A 204-nucleotide genomic window follows, 5' to 3' on the forward strand; every position below is an offset into this window, starting at 1 on the left:
AGCAGCCATCATTTAAAGAAAGCGTAATAGCTCACTGGTCGAGTCGGCCTGCGCGGAAGATGTAACGGGGCTAAGTAGTAAACCGAAGCTGCGGCAATATACTTTTGTATATTGGGTAGGGGAGCGTTCTGTAAGCGGTTGAAGGTGTGTGGTAACGCATGCTGGACGTATCAGAAGTGCGAATGCTGACATGAGTAACGATAA

The 204-nt window shown here is 48.0% G+C and carries 1 rRNA gene; it reads left to right on the forward strand.

Annotated features, from left to right (window positions below):
- Positions 1-204, forward strand: a 23S ribosomal RNA gene (locus IQP38_RS22610); the annotation flags it as partial.

The organism is Vibrio sp. OPT41 (assembly GCF_015163595.1).
Lineage (GTDB): Bacteria > Pseudomonadota > Gammaproteobacteria > Enterobacterales > Vibrionaceae > Vibrio > Vibrio alginolyticus.